General features: G+C 43.0%; 10 protein-coding genes. 8 read left to right on the top strand and 2 right to left on the bottom strand.

Annotated features, from left to right (window positions below; translation table 11 throughout):
* The first annotated feature begins 165 nt into the window (after nucleotides 1-165).
* Nucleotides 166-456 (top strand): glycoside hydrolase family 3 protein, encoded by a 291-nt coding sequence (locus tag BLS69_RS32410; protein ID WP_218133578.1) that lies wholly within the window; start codon nucleotides 166-168, stop codon nucleotides 454-456.
* Complete coding sequence (locus tag BLS69_RS24095; RefSeq protein WP_218133577.1) at nucleotides 419-2,671, top strand: glycoside hydrolase family 3 N-terminal domain-containing protein; 2,253 nt, start codon at nucleotides 419-421, stop codon at nucleotides 2,669-2,671. Before BLS69_RS32410 ends, BLS69_RS24095 begins: the two co-directional genes overlap by 38 nt.
* Before the next feature lie 254 nt (nucleotides 2,672-2,925).
* Here BLS69_RS24095 and BLS69_RS24090 read toward each other — a convergent pair whose 3' ends face one another.
* Complete coding sequence (locus tag BLS69_RS24090) at nucleotides 2,926-4,602, bottom strand: sensor histidine kinase (RefSeq protein ID WP_091037311.1); 1,677 nt, start codon at nucleotides 4,600-4,602, stop codon at nucleotides 2,926-2,928.
* A 287-nt stretch (nucleotides 4,603-4,889) separates the two neighbouring features.
* Between BLS69_RS24090 and BLS69_RS24085 the strand changes: the two genes are divergently transcribed.
* Nucleotides 4,890-6,590, top strand: a complete 1,701-nt coding sequence (locus BLS69_RS24085) for a type 2 periplasmic-binding domain-containing protein (RefSeq protein WP_091037309.1) — start codon at nucleotides 4,890-4,892, stop codon at nucleotides 6,588-6,590.
* A 181-nt stretch (nucleotides 6,591-6,771) separates the two neighbouring features.
* Here BLS69_RS24085 and BLS69_RS24080 read toward each other — a convergent pair whose 3' ends face one another.
* Entirely contained in the window at nucleotides 6,772-8,382 is a 1,611-nt protein-coding gene (locus BLS69_RS24080; protein ID WP_091037307.1) for a response regulator transcription factor, read from the bottom strand.
* 450 nt (nucleotides 8,383-8,832) lie between these two features.
* Here BLS69_RS24080 and BLS69_RS24075 point away from each other — a divergent pair, with 450 nt between their 5' ends.
* The 5 genes from BLS69_RS24075 (at nucleotide 8,833) to BLS69_RS24055 (ending at nucleotide 18,659) form a co-directional block, all read left to right on the top strand.
* Entirely contained in the window at nucleotides 8,833-9,771 is a 939-nt protein-coding gene (locus tag BLS69_RS24075; protein ID WP_371129096.1) for an ABC transporter permease, read from the top strand.
* A gap of 11 nt (nucleotides 9,772-9,782) precedes the next feature.
* Complete coding sequence (locus BLS69_RS24070) at nucleotides 9,783-10,655, top strand: carbohydrate ABC transporter permease (protein WP_091037301.1); 873 nt, start codon at nucleotides 9,783-9,785, stop codon at nucleotides 10,653-10,655.
* A 195-nt stretch (nucleotides 10,656-10,850) separates the two neighbouring features.
* The gene (locus BLS69_RS24065) at nucleotides 10,851-13,577 is read left to right on the top strand and encodes a family 78 glycoside hydrolase catalytic domain (RefSeq protein WP_091037299.1); all 2,727 of its coding nucleotides are present in this window, start codon (nucleotides 10,851-10,853) and stop codon (nucleotides 13,575-13,577) included.
* A gap of 36 nt (nucleotides 13,578-13,613) precedes the next feature.
* The gene (locus BLS69_RS24060; RefSeq protein ID WP_218133576.1) at nucleotides 13,614-15,767 is read left to right on the top strand and encodes a glycoside hydrolase family 3 N-terminal domain-containing protein; all 2,154 of its coding nucleotides are present in this window, start codon (nucleotides 13,614-13,616) and stop codon (nucleotides 15,765-15,767) included.
* A gap of 60 nt (nucleotides 15,768-15,827) precedes the next feature.
* The gene (locus tag BLS69_RS24055) at nucleotides 15,828-18,659 is read left to right on the top strand and encodes an alpha-L-rhamnosidase (protein WP_091037297.1); all 2,832 of its coding nucleotides are present in this window, start codon (nucleotides 15,828-15,830) and stop codon (nucleotides 18,657-18,659) included.
* The last annotated feature ends 558 nt before the right edge of the window (nucleotides 18,660-19,217 follow it).

Here is a 19,217-nt window from a genome sequence, read left to right as displayed (position 1 = left end):
AGCCTTTTCAGATTTCCTTTTTTATTATTCGTACAGACTTAGAATGCGATACCTATACTTGAATTTCTCTATATCATCGTTAAAATGAGCACACTTATAATTATTTATGAGTTTTGTTTTGTGTGCTTCGCGACACTTAATATACGGAAAAGGAGAACGATTTTATTGGAATTATATCCCTACGAGCTAGAGCATTTTGAGATTTTAAGGAGCCATGCAGCCGAATGTATGGTGTTGTTGAAGGAGAACGGCGATTTCCCCCTTGAAAATACAGACCAAATCGCCTTGTACGGCAGCGGTGCGCGCCAGACGATTAAAGGCGGTACTGGTTCTGGTGACGTTAATTCCAGATTCTTTGTCACTGTGGAACAAGGGCTACAAAACGCCGGTTTTAATATTAGCACAAAGAAATGGATGGATGGATGGATACGAAGAAATTCGCCGGCAGGCCCATAAGAAGTTTGTAGCCGATATCAAAGCGAAGGCACATGCAGCCAACGTCCCGGCTATCATGCTGGGAATGGGAGCAGTTATGCCTGAACCCGAATACGAACTACCACTTGAAGGGGTGAAAGATACAGCGGTTTATGTGCTTTCCCGTATTTCTGGGGAGGGATCGGACCGAAATGCCGTGAGCGGTGACTTCAAGCTTACACAGTCCGAGATCCGCGACATTCTTATACTTGCGAATACGTGCAAACGATTTATGCTGGTACTGAATGTCGGAGGTGTAGTTGATCTGACACCTGTACTTAAGGTTCCCAATATTTTGGTTTTGTCACAGCTTGGAGCAATCACCGGCGATGTTCTGGCAGACGTACTCCTTGGAAAAAGTTACCCTTCCGGAAAACTGACTACTACCTGGGCTGCCGGAGAGGATTATTCCCAAATTGGAGATTTCGGTAATGAGGATGATACACGCTACCGTGAAGGCGTGTATGTCGGCTACCGATATTTTGATAGTGTAGCCAAGACACCAATCTTCCCCTTTGGTTTTGGTCTGGGGTATACACAATTCAGCATAGATGATCCTGTTATCTCATTAGAAGGAAGTCATGTCAATGTGGCTGCTACAGTGAGGAATATTGGCTCTGCTTCTGGTAAGGATGTAGTGCAGCTGTATGTATCGGTTCCCTCCGGTAAGCTGGACCAACCGTATCAGACCCTCGCAGCCTTTGCCAAGACCAAAGAGCTCAAAGCAGGACAGATACAGCATATAAACATGAACTTTGTAATGGAGGAACTTGCTTCATTTGATACAGCTCGGGCGTTAAATGTATTGGAAGCTGGTGATTATCTGTTGCGCATAGGTAGCAGCAGCAGAGATACCTGTATTTGCGGAATAGTAAGATTAGACCATGAAGTTGTCACTCAGCAGCTGTCACATGCAGGTGGTACCCCTGACTTTGAAGACTGGAAGCCGCAGTCCCAGCAATGGACTTACACTGGAGAAGCCGAGGAAATAGCTCGGGCCAAGGTGCTAATCCTTAATACAGATGCTTTATCAACAGCATCGCAACCATCTATACCAGAAATAGATCCCAAGGTAATTCAACTGGTCAATGACCTCTCAAATCATGAATTGGCATGGCTTTGTCTGGGGAATTATCGCTCTGATAATGAAAGCAGCAGTGTTATTGGTAACGCAGGTTTTGCGGTTGCAGGTGCCGCAGGAGAAACTACAGACCGGTTACAAGAAAAAGGCATTCCCTCGTATGTTATGGCAGATGGACCGGCAGGTCTTCGACTCAGCCGCCAGTATGGTGTAGATGAGCAAGGTATTTATTCAGTAGGGGATGCTGTTCCGTCTGCATTTATAGATTTCATGGATGAGAATTTAATGGCTGCTCTTGGATTTAAGAAGTCGGGTGAAATGGCACGTAGCGGCAAGATTTACGATCAGTATTGTACTGCTCTGCCTATCGGCACTGCTTTAGCTCAAAGCTGGAATCTGGAGTTCTGCCGAACCTGTGGAGCCATTGTAGGAGATGAGATGAAAAGGTTTGGAATACATCTGTGGCTTGCTCCGGCCTTTAACATTCATCGCAGTCCTTTTTGCGGCCGCAACTACGAATATTTTTCCGAAGACCCGCTTATCAGTGGAAAAGTAGCCGCCGCTATTACGTTGGGAGTACAGAGTCACCCTGGTTGTGGCGTGACGATAAAGCACTACGTCTGCAACAACCAGGAAACTAACCGCTTCCGTTCAAACAGTGTTGTCAGCGAGCGTGCCCTTCGGGATATTTATCTACGTGGGTTTAAAATTTGCGTGGAAGAAGCACGGCCATATGCCTTAATGACCTCCTACAATTTGCTCAATGGTGTGCATACCTCCGAACGGGAAGATATTCTTAAAGATATTCTCCGTGAAGAATGGGGATTTGACGGTATTGTAATGTCGGACTGGGTTGTTGCCGGTGTTAAGCATGGCGTCAAAAAGTACCCTTATGCTACAGCAGCCAAGAGCATCAAAGCTGGCAACGATATTATGATGCCTGGCAGTGAAGCAGACCATTCCGACATTATGGCTGCACTCGCTGGTACCAACGAAGTGGTGACACTGACTCGGGACGAGGTTGTAAACTGCGCCATACGAGTCGCGCAGGTGGGGTTTCGACTGACTGAGTCCAAAGGAAGACTATTTAACATTATAGTAAAGGATTTTGAATGATTGAAAGTTTATGAATTGATATAAATGAAACACGAAATGTGAGATTTTCGGCTTGGATTCAAAGCGTATGTGGAGAATTCGGAAAACTTGAAAAGGGCCTGCGATTCTGACTCTTCCCCGCGTAGGATATAGCTTTTGTTCTGACCGGGAAACACCTCGGCTTTCGGGAAGTATTCCTGACGTTATAAGCGGCAGCAGATGATTTGGACAGATTATAGAACCAAATCATCTACTTCCCCTATCTAGTATATAGCCTACGAGTCCGACTGACTGCTGTAAAGCCAAGTCAACTCAATCCGAATACCGCCGTACTTACTCTGAGTAATATTTAAATTAGCGCCGTAGCCAAGCTGTATAAGCATTCGTTGGCGTATGTTCCATAACGCACACCCCATTGAATCATCCAGCGGTTGTTCAATGCGGCGTAACAGGTTTTGGATTGCTTCAGGCTCCATGCCCTTGCCGTCGTCTTCTACAAACAATGTAACCCGGTCCTCATTGTGGATACCTGATATATGGATAAACCCAGCACTTTGTTTCTTTTCTATACCGTGAATGACACTATTCTCTACCAGCGGCTGAATAAGCAATTTGGGAATTGGCAGCGGCAGCATCGTATCTGGAATATCGATTTGCGTATTCAGCCGGCTAATCCGCAAACTTTGGATGTTCAAATAATTGCGGACAACACCCATTTCTTTTTCCAGCGTGGTGAGTGGATCGTTGATTCGTGTCGTATATCTAAAATATTCTGCCAGGTTTTGAGTCATTGCACTCACAGCTTCTTCATTCCCCATGCGGTTCATATTGTTGATGAAAAACAGACAGTTGTATAAAAAATGAGGATTAATTTGTGCCTGTAGTTGCTTGACCAAAGCCTCTCTGGAGATGATTTTTTCTTTGTATACATTCTCTATTAAATCCTCTATTTGCTGAGTCATATTATTAAAATTGTGATACAGAATGGCAAACTCACTATTGACCGTTTTGCTAATCCGGTGCGAAAAGTCACCTTTCTGCAAATGACGGACGCCTTTCAATAAGGTAAGGATTGGCACCTGCACTTTCCGGTAGAAGAAAAGAAGAGTTACTATTCCGGACAAAAATAACATAACACAAGTGATATAAAAGAATGTCTGTGTCTTTACAATAGGCTGCAACGCTTTGTCAAGAGGTACATAATCAATCATATACCATCCTAATGTTTCAGCCTTCAAATAACTGACCATATAAACGGTCTGATTGATCGTTATTAACTCTGTTCCTTCATCTTTATTATATGACTTTAATGGGATTTTGGAGATCAGTTTCTGTGATTCTTCTACATGAGATGAACGGTTAGCTATAATAATGGAATCATAAAAATAAAAGAAAGGATCATTATTTTCCAGTTTCGCAGAGTCCAGCAAATTTTCCAGATTCGCTTTGGGAAAAGTTACTCGAATGGTATACTGCTTATATTTCCTGTACATGGAGAATAGCTTTTGAGATCCATCAAGAATCCATTGTCCCTCAATTACATTCTCAGGAGGAGGCGTGCGATCTTGGGAAGACCCTACCCATTTTCCTAATAATACGGAGTAAATATCAATGTGGACATTCCATCCCTGAGTGAAACTTTGCAGCTTCATCTTGTCTGTGAGATCAAGCATTAGCTGATCTTGTTCGTAATTATTCATCAAATCTACTGATTTCAAAAGCCCCATCTTGGAATCCGTATTTAGTGCGACGGAAAGCATATCTAACTGGTCGACATTGTAATCTAAAGAATTCACCAAGATACGCAGTCGATTGAGGTTATTCATTTGAATATCATTTTTTACTGTACTTAGGCTTGTCTCTACTGTGTACGAATACATTATTAATACAACAATGGTTGACAACAAAATGATTATCAATGCGGTAAGAAAGGTTCTATATTGCTTTAACATGACAACAATCCTTTTCGAAGAGGTAATACAATTATAAGAATTTGTGTTTTAGGTAGCAATGTGAATCGGTTGATAATAAACTGAAACTTTAGAAATCGTTATCAATCTTTAAATACCGACATTAATCAGGTTGCAATCAATGCAAGTTCATATTTCTAGTCTATATCCATTACCAAACTATTCATAATGAGATATCGAATGTTGAGAATACGTTATTTAACAAGTGAAAGCGCATTCTTATAATTGAGTAGTATTCACAAGAATTTATTCAGGGGGGTTGTATGTAAATGAAAAAAAGAGTGCTAGCGACAGCTCTTGCTGCAACATTGTTAACAACAGGATTACTGGGCTGCAGCAATAATAATTCCCAGGATAGCACTGCAAGTGAAAAAGGAAACACGGAAACAAAAGTACTAAATATCGTCAATGGAAAAATCGAACCAACTGCCACCTTCTCCACAATCCGATTGGACAATCCGGCTCTTAAGTTCAGAGATGGGGAATCAATTACAGATAATGTATTTACCCGTTGGACAGAGAAGTCCCTAGGCGTGAAGATCAAAACATTATGGACTGGTGGAGCTACAGATGGCTCCTTTACTACCAAATTGAAGCTCATGCTTTCATCAGGGGACGAGATGCCGGATGTTATCAATTTAAATGATTTCACTTCTATTAATATGTTAATCGATTCAGGCAAGTTTATGGACGTGGGGGAGGCTTTTGAAAAATATGCTTCTCCTATTTACAAAGAGGCAATGGCCGCAAAGGAAGATGCATGGCTGCCATTTATCCGGGACGGTAAAAAAATGGCGCTTCCGACTACCGATGCGGATTTTGGGCAGGCACAGTCGGTAGTGTGGTTCCGTCAGGATTGGCTGGATAAATTGAAACTGAAGGCACCGACGACGATTGAAGAATTGGAAAACGTCATGGATGCATTCGTCAATCAGGATCCGGATGGGAATGGGGTCAAAGATACCTTTGCTCTTGATTTTTCAATGAAGGATCGAATGGCCGGAGCGCCGATCGGAGATGCTACCTGGATATTCGGATTATTCGGAGCCGTACCGGAAAGATGGTATCCGGGAGAAGACGGCACACTTCAATACGGTTCTATTCAGCCTGGAATTAAACAGGGGTTGGCCAAGCTGACTGAGTGGAAGACTAAAGGATATGTAGCAAGCGATATCGCTTTACACGACACCAATTCCATTGTACAGACGGTCGCCTCAGATAAAGTCGGTATTGTATGTGCCCCTTCCTTTTTCTGGGGGTATCCAGGTGCACTTTTACTCGCAAACAACCCGAAAGCTCTTTATGTTCCATATCCCATGCCTGAAGGTGTGAATGGCCAAAATATGCGGACGAATATGAATCTAATGAGTGCAATTTTAATCAATAAAGATATTTCAGATGAATCACTGCAAGCCTTCTTCCATTATATGAACTCGATGTATAGTGTATTTGAATCGGACGATCCATTTTATTTTAAAGGGTATCAAGAAGGTTATGATTATGTTATCAAAGATGGAAAAATTATAACGGATGATAAAGAAATCCCAGGTGGAAAGATTAATACCATAGAATATGTCTTTGGGTCGGCCTTAATGCATTCTACTAAGATTAAAGAGCTCTTTGACAAAATTTCCAGTCGGATTGAGCTTACAGAGCAAGAAAAGGCACTAGCAATTATTACCGGGACTCAGGATGATTCGACACCGTCGGCAAGATCCGGTTTTGATGCCTATCTGGTTAGTAATAAGCAGGCATCAGCAAATGTCAGACAGTACTATGTGGGACCAATGACATCTACAATGTCGGCCAGAAATGAGCTTCTGCAAAAGATGCAGATGGAAGCCTTTACGAAAATTATTTACGGGCAGGCTCCAGTGGATTCGTTTGACCAGTTTGTGGAGAAATGGAAGTCCTCCGGCGGTGATACTATTACCAAAGAAGTGAATGAATGGTATGAATCCGTAAAATAGGCTTAGTATTACTAGCGGCTTGGTGTATCTAACACATCAAGCCGCTTTTTAGTTCCTATATTTATAAAAAGTAAATGCGAAAATATAATTTATGTATATAAATGAGAATAACAAATAGACTCCCATTGGTAATCGTTGAGATTTCCGGGAGCCCTTTAGCATAAAAACATTCCATATATCCTTATCGATTCCTGTAATCCTGTGGCGTCGTGCCGAAATGTTCTTTGAAAATTTTAATGAAATGCGGAGTAGCTTGGAACCCCAACTGATCACTGATTTCAGCTACTTTCAAGTTTGTATTCCGGAGGAGATGAACCGCCCGGTCCATACGAAACTTATAAATATAGTCTCCAATTGTTTCTTTCATAGTTGTCTTGTAAATTTTTGAGAGGTACACAGGATGTAGCCCCACATGATCAGCTATGATCTGTAGTGAAATACCCTTGGACAAATTTTCATGGATAAATGTCCGAACTTTGGCTGAAATTTGCTGATGTGTATTTTCCATTTGGGTAGACGCGTTAGATTTTAAAGTGAGAATTATTTTATTAGCCCATTCGTGGATTCGTTGACGTGAAAGATGACCCTTTTTGTGAAGCAATTCATCGAATTCCGGGCCCATCTGATCATATAGACTATTGCCGTTTGGCTGTAAGCAAATCGTGAATGAGGAAGAAAGGTAAAGCAGTATCGTAAACAATTGATCTTGAGAAAGTTCGAGAGATGGTTCGCTTGAATTGCCACTAATAACTAGGAGTTCATCAATCTTGACAATCGCCTCATCCCAACTACCTGAATCAAGTAAAGCCGATAGCGCAGGCGGAGCATTTAACTTCTTGATAATAGAGTTTTGGGGCTCCTCGCTTGTTTCATTGATAGTCAGGAAGTAGCTTTTATTACTTCCAATTTTTCGGTTTATTGCGTTAATAGAGGCCAGATAAAGATTTTGAAGGTCTTCAGGAAACTTTGCGATGTTGCTCAGGCAAACTGAGAGGGAGCCTTTCAGGAATTTCTGGACATGGTTCTGAAGTTTTACTGCGAATGAATCAACCAAACGCAGAGCGTCATCCTGGTTACCTTTGATAAGAAAAACCAGATATCCTTGTTCAGTAACGCAATGCCATAGACTGAAGAGATTCTCAAACACTTCTTCTGCAATGTTCGTTACGGCATATTCTAAGAGTGATAAAGAGTGGAGATCATACCCAGAGAAATCCTCCTCCATACGGACAACCATCATCATATAGAGATCATCCGATCTGAATGGGACGCTAACGAGTGCAAGTCGTTCTTCCAATACCTTCCGGTGAATACTCTTATTCTTAAGCAAGTCATTAAGCAATTGGGACCGCAGCAAAGGCAAATTAGTCTCAAGTGTTTGTTTAATCCGCTGAAAGGATATTACTTCCTTCCATTCTTCTTCTACGAGTTGGATTGCTTTCTTGACGGAGTTGATGAGCTCTGTATAATCTATAGGCTTAAGTAAATAATCCAATGTCTGATAAGCCATGGCTTTTTTGGCATATTCAAATTCGTCATGGCCAGAAAGAATGATGCAGCGGATTTTACGTGAATAATGCTGCATTATTTCAATTAGCTCTAACCCGGACATTTCCGGCATCTGAATGTCGGTAATCATAATGTCGATGGAGTGCTTGGCCGCAATATGCAATGCTTCTTTGGCGGAGTATGCACAGTGCACTTCTTCAATCCCGTAATCTTTCCACGGCACAGTAAGTGCAAGACTGTCTACGACTGAGGTTTCATCGTCAACGATTAGTAGTTGGTACATAATTAATTCCTCCGGTTGTTTGCTTTTATTCCAATACAGCTCCTGGGTAACCCCATTATAAGAATCGACAGACAAGCTGGCAATGTGTGCAGCTCATTATACGGTCGTATATTCAGAATGAGATATATATGTTTGGATTCCGTTATTTAAAGGCTGTATATATATGAGTAGGTCGATTCAATGGGTGAGCTTTGTTCACAAAGGTGAACTTTCCGGTAGTAAGATCATTAACCAAAGGAGATATGAATTTGCAAAGTAGCTTTTGGCGTAAATAGCGACTTGGTGTGATCCATCACATCAAGTCGCTATTTTTTGTTTTGCAATTTACGCTATATTCAATATTTAAAATGCGTTATCAGTCTTTGCATTGCTTTATATCAAGCAAAAAAGCCCGTCTCTATAATAAAAATAGATCGTAAAGAATTAAGTAGGAGGATTTATTTTATGGGCATGAATTCGGCTGTAAATGCGGTACCGGTAAAAAAGTCAAGGAAATTATCCAGGCAAAAAGGAGGATGGGGGCTATATTTAATGCTCCTGCCTGCTGTGGTACTGACAGCGATTTTTGTTTATGTACCCATGGGAGGCCTGCTGATGGCATTTCAGGACTATAAACCTTATCTGGGGATCACCAAATCCCCTTGGGTCGGGCTGGATCAGTTTAAATTTTTGTTTGAGTATCCCGACAGCATACAGGTGATCTGGAACACGTTAAAGATTTCGTTCCTCAAACTCGTTTTGGGATTGAGCTGTACGCTTACGTTTGCGCTCTTAATAAACGAAGTCAAGAATCGTTTTCTGCGCACCTCCGTTCAAACCTTTGTCTTTCTACCTCACTTCATCTCCTGGGTGGTTTTAGGCGGTGTATTCATTCAACTGCTAAATCCGGAGTATGGACTTGTAAACCAACTGGTGCAGGCTCTCGGCTACGATCCTATCTTCTTCTTGGGCAGCAACAACTGGTTTGTACCCATAGTGATTCTTACAGATGCGTGGAAGGAATTTGGATACGGATCGATTATTTTTCTGGCAGCACTGGCCGGCATTAATCCTGCCTTATACGAAGCTGCACAGATTGATGGAGCTGGCAAGCTGAAGCAAATGTTGAACATCACTCTTCCCAGCCTAATCCCTACACTGTGTGTGGTATTGACGATCAATTTGGGTTTGGTGCTTAATGCCGGGTTTGACCAGATCTTCAACCTTTACAATCCGCTGGTATACGAGAGTGGTGATATCATCGATACCTTCGTCTACCGCATCGGCCTCATTGGCGGAAACTTCAGCTTTGGTACTGCAATTGGACTTTTCAAGTCTGTGGTTGGTCTGATTCTAATTCTAGGCGGTTACCGCATCGCTTATAAAGTTGCCGGATACAAGATTTTCTAAGGAGTGTATACATGCAAACAACAACTAAATTCAGTGCCTTTCAACTAGTTAATAATTTCGTCATGGTTTTGCTTGCGTTAATTTGCATCTTGCCGTTTCTTCACATCATATCGTTATCTTTAAGTTCAAGTACTGCGGTTTCAGCAAATCAAGTGACTTTTTGGCCTATTGGCTTGAATTTCAATTCTTATGCCAAAGCAATGGAGGACTCCCAGCTGCTTCGTTCCGTGTGGATATCAGTGCAGCGAACCTTTTTAAGCGTGACGCTAGGTCTGTTGGTGAACAGTATGGCGGCCTATGTGCTATCTAAAGGCGGAGGACGCAACGGGATTGCAGGATATCGGTTTTTTGTGGGATTTTTCATTGTAGCCATGCTCTTCAATGGAGGCATGATTCCAACATACTTGGTAGTAACGAAAATCGGTTTGTACAACTCGATATGGGCTCTAGTTCTGCCAACCATGGTCAACGTATTCAATATCATCCTGATTATGAATTTCTTCAAGGCCTTGCCGAAAGAATTGGAAGAAGCTGCTTATATCGACGGTGCGGGACACTGGAGAGTATTTCTGAAAGTGATGCTACCGTTATCCTTGCCCGTTATGGCGACAGTCGGTTTATTTGTGGTGGTAGGAGTATGGAATGAGTGGTTGACAGGACAGATCTATATGAAACCGGATAACGTGCCACTAAGCACATTTTTGAAAGCCGCCATAGCGATGCCGAATATCGATGCCAGCAACGCAGAAGAGACAGCGAAATACAACTTCCTGTCCTTGAATTCGGCACAAATCATCATTGGAGCATTGCCAATATTGATAATCTATCCTTTCCTTCAGAAATTTTTCGCCAAAGGGATTGTTATAGGTGCTGTGAAGGAGTAGGTCAGGCATTATTCAGAAAGGGGAGTGAGAGATGAAGAATAAACTGCAATCAATGATGTCTCTAATATCTCTGATTTTTTCAATAGAGGATCAGGAAAAGGATCCCTTGTTATTTATGCTCAGGAATTTAAAACAATCAGTATACATGTAACTGATAAAAGAGAAATCATTACTGATGAAAGGAAGGAATTCGATTTGCTTCAAATCTATGACTTGAAAACAGAGTATTTGTCTAATCCAATGGGGCTCGATGAGCTGCGACCGAGGTTCTCCTGGAAGTTGAAGAGTGACAAAATTGGCGTTATGCAGTCCGATTACCAGATTGTTGCGTATTCGAGCGGAAAGGTAATTTGGAACAGCGGAATTATCAACAGCAGCGAGAGTCAGTACATCCGCTATGAAGGAGCAGAATTGGTAAGCAGACAGCAGGTGAGCTGGAAAGTATCACTGACAACAACCGACGAATCAGGTATGAAAGAGAGTGCCCATAGCGAAATTGCACATTTCGAAATGGGACTTCTTCATCCTAATGAATGGACAGCGAAGTGGATCGAACCAGAAGCGGATGTAGTTTACGACGAGCGGAAGCCCGCTCCCTATTTACGAAGAACATTCGAAGTGAAGCCTGGACTTCAGCAGGCGCGTATTTATCAGACGGCGCATGGGATTTATGAGTTCTGGATTAACGAAATGAATGGAACGGAAGATAAATTTAAACCAGGCCTTACCAGTTACTATACCAGATTGCAATATCAAATTTATGATATTACTGCGTTGCTCAGGGAAGGCATGAATAGCTGGGCAGTCATGCTGGGTGATGGCTGGTGGCGGGGAGTGACTGGAGGTACGGTCAAGAATAACTTTGGCTACAAGTTGCATTACTTGGGGCAAATCGAATTGACCTATGAGAATGGTGAAAGAGAAGTTATCGGTTCAGACGAAAGTTTTAAGTGCTCAACAGGCGGATTGGTCGCTTCAGATATGCTGATGGGCGATATCTATGATGCCCGGCAAGAAGCTCCGGAATGGAAGTCTCATTGGTATGATGACAGTTCATGGAAGCAGGTACATTGTACGACTGACCATACCGATACTCGGTTGATTGCCAGCAACAGTGTACCTGTCAGAGAAAAAGAACATTTCACTGCCAGACCCTTCCGTGATTCAGCCGGACAACTAGTGATAGATTTTGGCCAGAATATTGCCGGATATGTGAAAATGAAACTCAAAAACTGCAAATCTGGTCAGGAGATCCGTTTGACGCACGGCGAAGATCTCAAAGATGGCTGCTTTTCCTTGGATAACATTAGGGATACCCCACTCTTAATTTCAGCATTTCAGGAAGTGGTGTATACCTGTTCCGGATCTGTTGAAGAAGAATATTGTCCTTTATTTTCGATTTTTGGTTTCCGGTATGTGCTTGTTGAGGGTTATGAGGAAGAGATTCATGAAGGCGATTTCGTAGCAGTTGCCGTTTATTCAGATATGGAAGAGACAGGAAGTTTCACTTGCTCAAATCCACTCATTAACAAACTTGTACAGAATAGCTTATGGAGCCAGAAAGGCAATTTTATGGATGTTCCGGTGGATTGCCCAACCCGGGAAAGGAATGCCTGGACTGGTGATGCCCAGATCTACGTTCGGACGGCCACTGACTTTATGAATGTGTATTCTTTTTTTGAAAAATGGTTAAAAGATTTGACATTAGAGCAATACGCGAGCGGTAAGGTTGGCATCACCTTTCCTTCTACCAGCAGTGTTCATAATCCCCAGGAACTGGAACGGAACATCAAAGACAACCCTTTGTGGACTCTAGCCGGTCCAATCGGAAATGGAAGCATCGGTGAGGACAGTGCCGGCTGGGGGGATGCTGCAGTGTGGATTCCTTACATGATTTATCTCTGTTACGGCGATAAGCAGATTCTAATCAACCAATATGAAACGGCTAGAAAATGGGTGGATTATATGCTTGCTTGTGCGAAGGATCCTAATCCGCTTTATGAGCAAGATCCGCAGTATTTCCACTATGAGGAGGGGGAACTGGATGCCAATTATATATTCGATACAAGAATGCATTATGGAGAATGGCTAGAGCCGATTACGAAGAAAGATACCGGTGAATCTGTAGCTGAAGCCATCATGCGGATGCGGACACACGGAAATCCTCGTGTAGCTACCGCTTATATGTATCGTTCCGCCGAAAATGTTGCACATATGGCACAGATTTTGAAAAAAAAAGAAGATTACAGGAAATACAAGAAGATCGCAGAGAGAATCTGTAAAGTTTATGACAAGTATTTGATCGGGGATGACGGTGTAATCGAACCGGGACATCAGGCTGCTTACGTCCGCGTACTGGCTATGAATATCTGTTCCGAGGATAAACGCAGTAAGGTTGTAAAACAGCTCATTCAGGAAATTGAAAATAACGATTATCGGCTGAATACCGGCTTTTTGTCAACACCATTTTTGCTTCACGTACTGGTAGATTGCGGATACCCCGAAGTGGCATTCCGGATTTTGGAGCAAACCGAGAATCCAGGCTGGCTGCATGCCGTGCTGCTCGGCAGTACAACTATTCTTGAGAAGTGGGATGGAATGGATCGGCATCATGGTTCTTATAATCATTACAGCTATGGTGCGGTCTGTGACTTCTTATTCAGCAGGGTCGCAGGAATAACACCGTTATTTGAATCACCGGGATATCGAGAGTTTGAACTCAGGCCGGTTCCGGGCGGAACACTGACTTACGCAGAGGCAATATACGAAAGCCTTTACGGAACCATACGCTCCAGGTGGGAGCAAACAGAAAGTGGTCTGAATTACGAATGCAGTGTACCTGTAAACACAAGAGCGAGAGTGTATTTACCAAATGGTCAATGCATTAGTGTCGGCAGTGGTGATTACAATTTTTACAGTTAAAGCATAAAGGGACTTTGTTTATTTGGAGGTATCGGTTTGAAGAACAACTACGAGAAAGAAATTCAAGATTTGTTAATGGAAATGACCATCGAAGAGAAGGTGGGTCAGCTTCAACAGTGCGGACCCTCTTTGGTGGGGGCGTTCGATGTAAGCTTTGAAGAGTTGGTCAACATGGTTTTTGACGGGAGAATCAGCAAGGCTGATTTCCAAAACATAATGAGCTCAGCCAAACACGATTTTCATGAGGAAGATTTACGTGCGGGTAAAATCGGTTCCTATAACGGATTAAACGATGCAAAAACAGCGAACGAGCTGCAAAAAATTGCGGTAACGGAAACACGCCTGGGTATTCCTCTATTGTTCGGATACGATGTCATTCATGGCTACCGAACCGTTACTCCCATTCCGCTAGCAGAAAGCTGTGCGTGGGAGCCGGAGCTTTGGGAAAGAACAGCCAGAATCGCGGCGGAAGAAGCGACTGCAGGCGGTGTGCATATGACCTTTGCTCCAATGGTGGACGTATCCAGAGATGCCAGATGGGGAAGGGTCAGTGAAGGAGCGGGTGAAGATGTGCTGCTCTCTTCCATCTATGGTGCTGCCAAAGTAAAAGGATTTCAGGGCGATGATTTGACCAAGGAAGATGCCATGGCAGCCTGCGTCAAGCATTTTGCTGCATACGGAGCTGCAGAAGCTGGAAAAGACTACAATCGGGTGGATATGTCGATGCAGCGCCTATTCGAAGAATATCTTCCGCCGTTTGAGGCCTGCGTCAAAGCTGGTGCAAGAGCGATCATGCCGGCTTTTAATGATATCAACGGAATCCCCTGCTCAGTGAACCATTGGCTCCTTACAAATTTACTTCGTAATCAGTGGGGATTTGACGGAATGACCATTAGCGATGCCAATGCCATCGCTGAATGTGTCACACATGGCATTGCCGAGAATACAGCCGATGCAGCTAAGCAGGCGATTGAGGCTGGACTTGATATGGATATGACCTCAAATGCTTTCAGCGAAACGCTGGTTAAACTGATTGCAGAAAGTGCTGTGAGTGTAGAAGCCTTGGACAAGGCTGTAGCCAATGTGCTGCGGGTTAAGTTTGATCTGGGTTTATTTGATCATCCCTACCAAACTTCCGAAGAACGAGAGAAGGCTGTCATGCTAAAACCAGCTTATCGTTCCCTGGCCAGAGAAGCTGCTGAGAAATCCATCGTTTTGCTGAAGAACGAGACATTGCTCCCCTTAAAACCGGGAATCAAGTTGGGGATTGCCGGTGAACAGGCTAATAACCGAGGAGAAATGACTGGCGCATGGGCCATCAAAGCAGACGTGGAAGACTGTGTAAGCCTTATCGATGCTTGTATGACTCAAGGCATTGACTATGTTTACCTTGAAGAGAATACAGTTATCCCGGAAGACTGCGATGTATTTGTTGCTGCCGTTGGTGAGATGAAAAATCAGAGTGGGGAGGCAGCCAGCCGTGCTTCTATTGAGCTGCCCGCAGACCAAATAAATTTACTGAAGAAATTAATAGAAACTGGTAAGCCGGTCATTGCACTTCTTTTTAATGGAAGACCATTGGCAATTCCTTGGGTTGCAGAACATGTATCAGCAATTATTGAGGCATGGCACCCAGGGGTAGAAGCAGGAAATGCCATACTGAATGTACTATTCGGAAAGGTCAACCCTTCCGCCAAATTAACTACTACGTTCCCTTATGCCAGCGGTCAATGCCCAATATATTATGCGCATATGAACACAGGCAGACCAGGTGGAAAAAGTAAGTTTACTTCCAAGTACTTGGATACACCGCTTGTACCTGTGTATCCTTTCGGACACGGATTAAGCTATACAACCTTTGCCTATTCGGAGCTTCAGTTGAGCGAAGGCCAAGAGGGCGTTACAGCATCAGTAAAGGTAAGGAATACTGGAGATCGCGAAGGAACCGAAATTGTTCAGTGCTATATCCGCGATATTGTTGCGAAGCGTATCCGGCCGGTAAAGCAGCTGGTTGATTTCTCGAAAATTCCATTGCAAGCAGGAGAGGAAAGGGAGGTTGTCTTTTATGTTCCCTACCATAAAATGGGCTACTATGACATGAACATGAGGCATGTTGTTGAAGAAGGGGAGTTCGAGCTCTTTGTTGGCGGGAATTCAGTAGACTGTCTATCCAATAAGTTCCGGCTATAAGTCTGCAATTAGCTAAGTAGAGAGGGTATTGAATAATAAAACTATTACTGAGGAGTTATCATGAAGATTACTCGTTTAAAAACCAACCGTGTAACAAATCCGCTGGGCTTTGATCTTGGAAAACCAAGATTTTCTTATGTAGTGAACGACACACAAGCAAAGAAACAAGTTGGTGTTCGATATGTGGTTTCGCTTGACAACGAATTTCTCGACATCGTGTTTGATAGTGGAAGAAGAGAAGAGGCCAACTCGCTTGCCTATGAGCTTCAGTTGGAATTAAAGCCGCGGACACGCTATTTTTGGCGTGTGGAGGTATGGGCGGACAATGGAGAACATGCTACAAGTGAGACTGCATGGTTCGAAACTGCAAAGTTAGATGAAACATGGAAAGGTAAGTGGATCGTTCCTGAAATGAATAAGGATGTTCTTCCGGTTTTGAAAAAGTCATTCCTTTTACACGGTCGTGTTTCTTGTGCGCGCATCTATGTATGTGGTCTTGGTCTTTACGAAATGTATATTAACGGATTAAAGGTGGGAAACGAATTTATTACCCCGGGCTTTAACAATTATCATAAATGGATACAGTATCAAACTTATGATGTAACCGCGCTGCTACAGTCTGGCCAAAACGAGGTATCTGTAAACCTGGGGAATGGCCTATACAAGGGACGCTTTGGTTTCGATGGTCATTCGAGTGAACTGTACGGTGACGTTTTTGCTCTTTTGTCAGAGATGGTAATCACATACAACGACGACACTACAGAAATAATCTATTCCGATAATTCATGGACTGCAGGTCAAAGCCTAATTGTCTCGGGGAACTTATACGATGGGGAAATTTACGATTCGACTTTGAACCCTACTAAAATTTACCCTGTGCAGGAAGTAGAAATAGGTTATGAACGTCTTAAGGCACGGCTAAGTCTTCCAGTGGTCATGAAGGAAAAGCGCAAGCCAATTCAGGTGATTCATACTCCTGCAGGGGAAACGGTTCTGGATATGGGTCAAAATATGGTTGGTTGGGTCGAATACCGAACAAACGCGCGTAGAGGCAAAGTCATTACTTTAAGGTACGGTGAAGTGCTTCAGGGAGGAAATTTCTATCGTGATAATTTACGAACTGCGAAAGCGGAGCATCAATATACGGCAAATGGAAGCGAAGCCGTGGTCCGTCCTCATTTTACGTACTATGGATTTAGATATGTGAAGGTTGAAGGTTGGGACGGAGAATTAAATTTAGAAGATTTTACTGGGTGTGTACTTTATTCCGATCTAGAGGATACAGGACATATCGAGACTGACAATCCTTTAATCAACCGCTTGTTCTTAAACGCGATGTGGGGTCAGAAAGGGAATTTTCTGGATGTTCCGACGGATTGCCCGCAGCGTGATGAGCGGATGGGATGGACAGGGGATGCTCAGGTATTTTCCGGTACAGCCTGCTACAACATGGATTCATATGCTTTTTTCAACAAGTATTGTTTTGACCTTGCAAGTGAGCAGGATGAACGTAATGGAGAGGTTCCAGTTGTGGTTCCTGCCGTGAATGTTCGTTTAGGAGGCTCAAGCGCGTGGGGAGATGCTGCAGTTATTATACCATGGAACGTATATCTTCATTATGGCGATACAAATATTCTTCAGCAGCAGTTTGAAAGTATGAAGAGTTGGGTGGATTACATTATTCGGAAGGATAAGGACTCAGGTGGACAAAGATTATGGACCGTAGGCTTCCATTTTGGAGATTGGCTTTCACTCGACAGCAGTAACCCGGACAATCCTTTTGGCGGAACTGATAAGGATTTTATCGCCTCTGCCTACTACTGTTACTCAACAAGAATAATGGCAAAAACTGCAAAGATCCTAAGTAAAGAAGTGGAAGCGGCATACTATGAACGTATTTCAAATGAAGTTAGGGCTGCCATACAGGATGAATTTTTCACGAAAACCGGTCGACTCGCTATCGATACGCAGACTGCGTACGCTTTGGCACTGTTTATGGATTTGGCTCCTGCGGAACATCTTAAAATAATCGTTGAGGCGCTGCGCAAGCGGTTAAAGGCAGATCGCAATCATTTGAAAACAGGGTTTGTTGGGACGCCATACCTGAATCATGTACTGAGCGCACATGGTTGTAATGATCTCGCCTATACTCTTTTGCTTAACGAGGATTATCCCAGCTGGCTGTATGCCGTAAATCTGGGAGCAACAACCATTTGGGAGCGTTGGAATTCCATTCTGCCGGACGGAACGATTAGCGGGACAGGGATGAATTCATTGAATCACTATGCCTACGGGGCAATTGTGGAATGGATGTATCGCTGTGTGGCGGGAATTAATCCTGTTGAGGAGGCTCCAGGCTTTCAGCGTGTGCGTTTGGAACCCAAGCCTGATGCGCGGCTGAAACGGGTTAACGCAACATTAAACTCGGCATCGGGCACTTATCGAAGCAACTGGGAAATCAACGAAGAAGGAAACCTTATTTTTTATTTTGAAATCCCTTTTAATGCCTCTGCTGAAGTCTACTTACCTCATGCTAGTTTATCAAATGTAAATATTAACGATAACCTCTGGGAGCAGGCTAACATGCTTGGAGAACAGCAAGGAGAAGCGGTCTGGCTGAATTTGCAAAGCGGTAGTTATACGATCTACTATGTACCTTCTAGGAGTTACTTAAACGAATTTAGCACTAAAACACCGTTAGTTGAACTACTGCAGCACGAGACGGCATCATCCATCATTCGTAACACAATGATAGAACAGGCTGGAGTGAACCTGGATGATTTTGGCGATTCTCTTGGTGTTTCTTCCCTCCATGACCTAGCTGCAATATACTCCCTGTCACCAGAAATGCTGGATGAGCTGGATCAGAGACTACGCTCTATAAAATGCTAACGCAATCTTTTATTAATCAGTTCAATTTTAAAGGTACTGATGTTATATTTGCGTCTTGGAAAGAACATTAACAGGCTAATTCTCGTTAAACATAGGTTCTTTCGGGGAAGCCGAACATGTTAAGAGCGCTGATACTACAGTAGCATACACGATAACTTTGTATACGCCATGGTTTTCAGAATAAGTGAAATAATTTTATGTAGGTCCTGAACAGGCTTTCTTTAATAAGTTCAAATGATTCACTCAAAATGTAATCAGCACCTTCATAGGATGATTTCCTGCCAAGTCTGGAATTGATCTTGAAGGTGCTCTTTATAAGTTTAAGTTGAGAGAAAATGAAATGCATATAACTCAAGATGTAGGTAGTTTATTGCTTAAAAGGTACGTGGGCAACTGTAAATGTTTACCTTATCTTGTTTATCAGTGAACATGAATTACGGTTGTCAAACATAATTTGTTATGGCAGAGCGACATTTGCGCATGAATAAATGTTGTGTTATTCTTCAGATAAAGAATTGTGATCATTCTCCATATCAGTTGTCCAGAAAGAGCTTACGA

Origin of the sequence: Paenibacillus sp. CF095, from assembly GCF_900101225.1 — a bacterium.
Classification (GTDB): domain Bacteria; phylum Bacillota; class Bacilli; order Paenibacillales; family Paenibacillaceae; genus Paenibacillus.
This window is presented reverse-complemented; position numbering and strand designations above follow the sequence as displayed.

Bases quoted from the DNA above. Each gene is read 5' to 3' on its own strand.
- BLS69_RS24095 (WP_218133577.1), top strand. From the start codon at position 419: ATGGATGGATACGAAGAAATTCGCCGGCAGGCCCATAAGAAGTTTGTA.
- BLS69_RS24090 (WP_091037311.1), bottom strand. From the start codon at position 4,602: ATGTTAAAGCAATATAGAACCTTTCTTACCGCATTGATAATCATTTTG.
- BLS69_RS24085 (WP_091037309.1), top strand. From the start codon at position 4,890: ATGAAAAAAAGAGTGCTAGCGACAGCTCTTGCTGCAACATTGTTAACA.
- BLS69_RS24080 (WP_091037307.1), bottom strand. From the start codon at position 8,382: ATGTACCAACTACTAATCGTTGACGATGAAACCTCAGTCGTAGACAGT.
- BLS69_RS24075 (WP_371129096.1), top strand. From the start codon at position 8,833: ATGAATTCGGCTGTAAATGCGGTACCGGTAAAAAAGTCAAGGAAATTA.
- BLS69_RS24070 (WP_091037301.1), top strand. From the start codon at position 9,783: ATGCAAACAACAACTAAATTCAGTGCCTTTCAACTAGTTAATAATTTC.
- BLS69_RS24055 (WP_091037297.1), top strand. From the start codon at position 15,828: ATGAAGATTACTCGTTTAAAAACCAACCGTGTAACAAATCCGCTGGGC.